This window comes from Phytoactinopolyspora endophytica (assembly GCF_004138495.1).
GTDB classification, from domain to species: Bacteria; Actinomycetota; Actinomycetes; order Jiangellales; family Jiangellaceae; genus Phytoactinopolyspora; species Phytoactinopolyspora endophytica.
Window position 1 is genome coordinate 147936 of sequence record NZ_ML142860.1, and the last position, 6815, is coordinate 154750.

Genomic DNA, 6815 nt, shown 5'->3' on the forward strand with positions numbered 1-6815 from the left:
CCATGGCGGCGGCCTTCTCGGTGAGACCTTCGGACTCGCCCTTCAGCTTCTCGCGGATCGCTTCGGCCTCCACCAGCGCCTTCTCCCGCGCTGCGGCAGCCTCGGCGCGGCCGGTCTTCTCGATGACCTCGGCGTCGCGGTCGCGGACCTCGACGTCGGCCAGCCCGGCCGCGGCGGCCTCGGCCTGGGTCGCTTCGGCAAGACGTACCTTGGCCTGCGCGTCGAGCTCGGCGGCCTGCTGGCGGGCTTCGGCGAGGGTGAGCTCCTCCTGGGCGCGGTGCTTGGCCGCCTGCTCGGCGGCCTCGGCGGCCTTGATGTCCTTGACCAGGTTCTCCTGCGCATCGGCCTCGGCGGCGATGACCTTCGCCTCGCGCTCGCGCTCGGCCTCTTCGACCGTGCGCACCCGCTTGATGTTCTCTTCCTGCTCGGCGACGGTCTTGTCCACCGCGACCCGCTCACGGACCACCTCGGCCACCGACCGCTTCTCGGTCTCGACCTCTTTCTGCATGTCGATGGTGGCGAGCTCGGTCTCCCGGTCCCGCGCGACGACCTCGAGCTGGCGGTCCTTCTCGATCTTCTCGGTCTCGACGGCGACGACGCGCTGCCGGTTCAGCTCCGCGACGGCGATCTCGCGCTGCTTGTTCTCGCTCTGCACGCCGACCTGCTCGTCGGTGCGGATGTTCGCGGACTCCGACTTGAGCCGCTCCTCGGCCCGGACCCGGGCGGTCTCGGCCTCCTCGCGAGCGCGGAGCGTGTCGACCTCGCGCTGCTGGGTGGCCTCGGCGTCGGCCTGACGCCGCTCGAGCTCGAGGATCGTCTCCCGGGCTTCGACGTTCTGCCGGGTGATCTCCTTCTCCCGGCCACGCTCGTAGTCGTTGGTGCTGACGTGCTCTTTGGCGGTGAGCTCGGTGATCTTGCGGATACCCTGCGCGTCCAGGATGTTCTGCTTGTCGAGCTGCGCCATCGGCGTCTGCTCGAGGTAGTCGATGGCCGCGTCTTCCAGGCTGTAGCCGTTCAGATCGGTGCCGATGACCCGCATGATCTGGTCTCGGAACTCCTCGCGCTTGGTGTAGAGGTCGACGAAATCCATGTGCTTGCCGACGGTCTTCAGCGCCTCGGAGAACTTGGCGTTGAACAGTACTTGCAGGGTGTCCTGGTCGCTGGCGCGCTCGGTGCCGATCGCCTGTGCGACCTTGATGACGTCCTCGGTGGTCTTGTTCACCCGGACGAAGAACGTGATCCGGATGTCGGCACGGATGTTGTCCTTGCAGATCAGACCCTCATGAGCGGTCCGTTCGATGTCGATGGTCTTGACCGAGATGTCCATGAACTCGGCCTTGTGGATGATCGGCATCACGACGGCACCGGTGAACGTGACGTCCACGTTGCGTACCTTCGAGATGATCAGCGCATAGCCCTGTTCGACCTTGCGGAAGAGTCGCGTGACCACGAAGACCACGGCGAGTAGAACGACCAGGAGTATGGCCAGTAGCACTCCCAGTCCGGTACCAAGGGTGTCCATCACAGCATCCTTCGAGTCATCTTGGATCTCACCTTTACAGGGCAGTTCGACAACATATATCCAGTACCTATAGGGACGCTTTCATGCCGCTTTCCCGTCCACATCACGTGGCTACAGCTCGCGGCCCGGGTCGAGCTCGGCCGCGAACGGCGAGACCCAGAAGACCTCGTCGTCGGGGTCGTAGTCGAAGATCAACGCGGTGCTGCCGGAGCCGAACTCGTCCTGGCCGGTCTGCCGGACATGGATGAGCGCACTGGAGCCGTCGTCGGCGGTGACCTCGGCTTGCCCGGTGCCGTCGCCGATCGGGGCGGTGCGGATGATGCACAGCTTTCCGACGAAGTCGCTGCGGGACGACTCTTTGACCTTGGGAAGCGTCCGGCGGGCGAACATGACGATGAACGACGTGATGACCCACCCGACGACGACCGCCAGTACCAGCGCGACCACGCCGAGACCCACGGCCGCGGGGCTGGAGAGGTCCAGTGTGTCGATCACCACCGTGCCGGTGAGCGCGGCGAACCAACTGAACGCGATCAGCGACGAGAGCGCGACCGTGACCGGCACGCCGCCAAGCCCGACGCTCGCGAGCATGCCGGTTCCGCCGTCGCCCGCGTCGCCGTCGAACAGATCAAGGCCCAGGCCTCCCAGCAGCACGACGATCCAGTAGGCCATGAGCACCACCAACATGAAGCTGAAGACGACCACGGGGAACGTCAACGCGGTCTCGATGAAGTCGGTCACCGACCGCCCCTTTCCCCCTCGAACCACGCCGGCGGCGCTGGCGCTACGACCCGGCCCCGACAGGGCACGACGTCGCCATGACCCTCGGGAGTATAACCATGCGGTATGTGGGCTCGTAACCCGGCTTCCCAGGGTGGTGTGGCCGCTAGTCCGCCCGTTCAGGCGGTGGTGTGCGTGAACTGACCTGCACCCGATCCGGGTGGGAGGCGTCGTCGGTCTCCGCCCTCTGATCTGTTGTTCCGGGCGTGCCGTTGACCGCATCTCCGGCGGGCGGCGGCGCAGAAGTCTGCGTATCGCCTGGCATCTGCGCATCGTCCGGCGTCCGCGCATCCTCCGGCGTCCGACCAGCGTCCAGATCGGAAGGTGGGCTCCGTCGGCCCTTGGCCTCTGCCCGGACCAACAGCACGTATCCGGTGACGCCGACCACGGCGAAGATGAACCACTGGAACGCATACGACAGATGTGGACCGGTATCGACGTCAGGAGCCGGCAAAGCGACCAGGTCCTCGCCGATCGGCTCGATCGCCTCGGCCCACGCCGGGGTCAGTGGATACGGCAGGGCGTCGGCGATCTGCTCGACGTTGACGTAGCGGATCCGTCCGCCGGCCGCATCGCCCGCTTCACGCTGGTCCTCCGACTCACGCAGTCGTGCGGTGACCGTGACTTCTCCGGAAGGCGCCGAGGGAACCTCGGGCTCGGTCTCGTCCGACGGGTAGAAACCGCGATCGACGAGGATCGCCGTGCCGTCCTCGGTCACCAAGGGTGTCACCACGTGGAAACCGCGGGTACCGTTGAGCGGCCGCAACCGCAGCAGAAGCTCGTGGTCAGCGTCGTACCGGCCGGTGACCTCGACATGCCGCCACTGCTCGGACTCGTCAAGGGTGCCGGACGCCGGATCCGGGCCCAGCACGTCCTCCAGCTGGGCGGGCGGAGCGTCCTCGTTGGCTTCGATGATCTCGTTGCGCTCGGATCGCTCCTCGTCGCGGTCGAGCTGCCACATGCCCAGCCGCACGCATGCGAGAACGAGCAGGATGCCGGCGAAGGTCCGTACCAGCCAGCGTCTGCTCACGAGGAACCTGTACACAGCTCGACCGTAGACCATAGCCTGGAGGGCATGCTTATCGACCGGTATGGGCGAATTGCCACAGACCTTCGCGTGTCCTTGACCGACCGCTGTAACCTCCGTTGCACGTACTGTATGCCGGAGGAAGGCCTCGCCTGGCTGCCCAAGCCGGAACTCCTCACGGACGACGAGGTCGTGCGCCTGGTCCGTATCGGGGTGGAGAGACTCGGCATCCGCGAGGTCCGGTTCACCGGCGGGGAGCCGCTGTTGCGGCGCGGGCTGGTTGACATCGTCTCCGGATGTGCGCAACTGTCGCCGCGCCCCGAGCTGTCGCTGACGACGAACGCGGTAGGCCTGGCACGGATGGCCGGCACTCTGGCCGACGCCGGACTGGACCGGGTCAACGGTTCCCTGGACACGCTCAAAGCGGAACGGTTCGAGAGTCTCACGCACCGCCGGCGGCTTCAGGACGTCCTCGACGGTCTGGCCGCCGCGGATGCGGCAGGTCTGTCCCCGGTGAAGGTGAACGCCGTACTGATGCGCGATGTGAACGACGACGAGGCGCCGGAACTACTCGGGTGGGCCCTGGAGAATGGCTACGAATTGCGCTTCATCGAGCAGATGCCGCTGGACGCACAGCACGGCTGGCAGCGCGACGAGATGGTCACCGCGGGTGACATTCTGGCTTCACTGCAGCGCCTCTACGAGCTGACGCCTGAGCATCCCGAGGAGCGGGGGAGCGCGCCGGCCGAGAAGTGGCTGGTGAACGGTGGGCCCGATCGGGTGGGCATCATCGCTTCGGTCACCCGGCCGTTCTGCGGAACGTGCGACCGCACCAGGCTCACCGCCGACGGCCAGGTCAGGACCTGCCTGTTCGCTCGCGAAGAGTCGGATCTGCGCGGCGCGATGCGAGACGGCGCGAGCGACGAGGAGATCGCCCAGCGGTGGCGGGTGGCGATGGCAGGCAAGGCCGCCGGCCATGGCATCGATGACCCCGGTTTCCTGCAGCCGGGCCGCCCGATGTCTGCGATCGGCGGCTGACCACCCGGAATACGGCGACGCCGGGCAGCCACGGGGGAAGCCGCCCGACGTCGTCGTTACGCAGCGCACCGACGGGGGAATGCGGAACGTGCGCGTTGGGGAGTATTGCACGTCTAGGGAGCTGACCGGAAGGCCTCCGAGCGGTGTTTTTGATCATTTGGATCATCGTCTCGCGTCGCAGGGGGTAACTCCGGGCGCTGGACCGGCGGAAAGGTTTCTATGGTTCCGTGGGTGGGACGGCTCGCGGCGTTGACGATGACGACGGCGATGTACGGCAGTACCACGGCACCGATGATGAAGATCCATCGGACCCAGCCGGTCGTGAGGACGGCCAGCGGTAGGCAGGCGACCCGGATGCCCATCATCCACAGATAACGACGCTGGCGGGAGCGCAGATCGTGGCTGCGACCGGGGGCGGCCGTCGTCACCGACTGAACGGGCTCATCATGCCGCGGCGAGTGACGATGGATCTGGTTCACCCTTAACACGCTACGACCTGATCGCCTGTGAGGGCTATAGCAGATTCCGCAACGCGGCGTCGGTTGTGCGGTTCGCACATCACAGCCCGGTCCGGTGTTGGCAGGCCCGCCCAGGGTGCCGCGCTGACGGCATCAGGTAGCGTCATCAGGGCTGAATGAGAGGAGCACCTAACGTGAGTCGGTCTGTTCTGGTCACCGGTGGGAACCGCGGTATCGGCCTGGCTATCGCTCGTGCGTTCGCCGAGGCCGGCGACGCGGTCACCATCACGCATCGGTCAGGGGAGCCACCGGAGGGATTGTCCGGCGTCGTCTGCGACGTGACCGACGCGGCCTCCGTCGACGCCGCCTTCGACAAGGTGGAGGCCGAGCAGGGGCCGGTCGAGGTGCTGGTCGCGAACGCCGGGATCACCCGCGACATGTTGCTGCTGCGGATGGGAGAGGACGACTTCGCTGATGTTCTCGACACCAACCTCACTGGCGCATTCCGGGTCGCCAAACGCGCCTCGAAGAGCATGTTGCGCGCGCGCAAGGGCCGCATGGTCTTCATCTCCAGCGTGGTGGGCCTGCTGGGCTCGCCCGGCCAGGTGAACTACGCCGCCAGCAAGGCTGGACTGGTCGGTATGGCGCGTTCCATCGCACGCGAGCTCGGCAGCAGGTCTATCACCGCCAATGTGGTGGCGCCGGGATTCGTCGAGTCGGACATGACCGCCGAGTTGTCGGACGAGCGACGCGACGAGATCCTCGGCGGCATCCCATTGGGCCGGTACGCGTCGGCTGAAGAGGTCGCTCGTGTGGTCCGCTGGGTGGCGAGCGAAGAGGCGGCGTACGTGACCGGCGCGGTGATACCGGTCGACGGTGGATTGGGAATGGGGCACTGAGCCATGGGAATTCTTGACGGCAAACGCATTCTGGTGACGGGTGTCCTGACCGACTCGTCGTTCGGGTTCCACGTCGCCAAACTGGCGCAGCAGGAAGGCGCCACGGTGGTGCTGACCGGTTTCGGCAGGATGACTCTGGTCGAGCGGATCGCTGGCAGGCTTCCATCGCCGGCTCCGGTGATCGAGCTCGACGTCCAGAACGACGAGCATCTGAGCACGCTGGCAGAGCGCGTCTCCGAGCACGTCGACGGCCTTGACGGCGTCGTGCACTCGGTCGCCTTCGCGCCGCAGACGGCGCTCGGGGGTAGCTTCCTGGAGACCTCCTACGATGACGTGTCCACCGCGGTCCACGTCTCCGCGTACTCACTCAAGTCGCTGACCATGGCGACCCTGCCGTTGATGCCGGACGGCGGTTCCGTGGTGGGCATGGATTTCGACGCGCAGGTAGCGTGGCCGGGTTACGACTGGATGGGTGTGGCGAAAGCAGGGCTCGAGGCGACGTCGCGGTACCTCGCGAAGTACCTCGGCGAGCGTGGTGTCCGGGTCAATCTCATCTCGGCCGGGCCGGTGAAGACGATGGCTGCACGGTCGATCCCGGGCTTCGAGGAGTTCGAGGGCGTGTGGGACAAGCGGGCTCCGCTGGGGTGGGACCTCAGTGACCCCGAGCCGGGCGCACGGGGTGTGGTCGCTCTGCTGTCCGACTGGTTCCCCAAGACGACCGGCGAGGTCATCCACGTCGACGGTGGAGTGCACGCGGTCGGCGCTTGACGCCTCCGTTCGCAGTGGTGAGGTTGTTCTCGGGGCTTCTGCCGGACGATGGGGCGGGGAACTTCTTCTCACTCTCACGCGATCGGCGAGCGGCTTTGGTTGCTGATACGTGATCCGTCGCCGATCGAAGATCGCTCGAAGAAGTTCCCCGCCCCATCTGTGTGCTTGCGTTTCGTACGACGCGTTGAACCGGGTTAACCGTCACTCCAGCCGGGTAGATCACCGGCGGTGATCTTCGTCCACCTATCTGGTGCGGGTGGTCGCGAGGGCGATCAAGGCGGTCAGGGCGGCCCGGCCGTCGTCGGTCGTCTTCATGTCGGCGA

General features: G+C 66.5%; 7 protein-coding genes. 3 read left to right on the top strand and 4 right to left on the bottom strand.

Going from position 1 to position 6815, the window contains the following annotated elements:
- The 3 genes from ELR45_RS21905 to ELR45_RS21915 all read right to left on the bottom strand — a co-directional run.
- A partial coding sequence (locus ELR45_RS21905; RefSeq protein ID WP_205857024.1) for a flotillin family protein occupies nt 1–1522 on the bottom strand: 1522 nt, incomplete at its 3' end.
- A gap of 111 nt (nt 1523–1633) precedes the next feature.
- On the bottom strand, nt 1634–2263 hold the full coding sequence (locus ELR45_RS21910) for a hypothetical protein (protein WP_129668235.1): 630 nt from the start codon (nt 2261–2263) through the stop codon (nt 1634–1636).
- A gap of 145 nt (nt 2264–2408) precedes the next feature.
- The gene (locus tag ELR45_RS21915) at nt 2409–3347 is read right to left on the bottom strand and encodes an SURF1 family cytochrome oxidase biogenesis protein (protein ID WP_165367999.1); all 939 of its coding nucleotides are present in this window, start codon (nt 3345–3347) and stop codon (nt 2409–2411) included.
- Nucleotides 3348–3377: 30 nt separating this feature from the next.
- Here ELR45_RS21915 and moaA point away from each other — a divergent pair, with 30 nt between their 5' ends.
- Nucleotides 3378–4367, top strand: coding sequence for a GTP 3',8-cyclase MoaA (gene moaA, locus ELR45_RS21920; protein ID WP_129668237.1), 990 nt, complete (start codon nt 3378–3380; stop codon nt 4365–4367).
- Nucleotides 4368–4480: 113 nt separating this feature from the next.
- Here the strand turns inward: moaA and ELR45_RS21925 are convergent, their stop codons facing one another.
- Nucleotides 4481–4795: a DUF3099 domain-containing protein gene (locus tag ELR45_RS21925; protein WP_129668303.1), complete on the bottom strand. Its 315-nt coding sequence runs from the start codon at nt 4793–4795 to the stop codon at nt 4481–4483.
- Between the two features lie 224 nt (nt 4796–5019).
- Between ELR45_RS21925 and fabG the strand changes: the two genes are divergently transcribed.
- Complete coding sequence (fabG, locus tag ELR45_RS21930) at nt 5020–5724, top strand: beta-ketoacyl-ACP reductase (RefSeq protein WP_129668238.1); 705 nt, start codon at nt 5020–5022, stop codon at nt 5722–5724.
- 3 nt (nt 5725–5727) lie between these two features.
- Nucleotides 5728–6492: an enoyl-ACP reductase FabI gene (gene fabI, locus ELR45_RS21935; RefSeq protein WP_129668239.1), complete on the top strand. Its 765-nt coding sequence runs from the start codon at nt 5728–5730 to the stop codon at nt 6490–6492.
- Nucleotides 6493–6815: the final 323 nt, after the last annotated feature.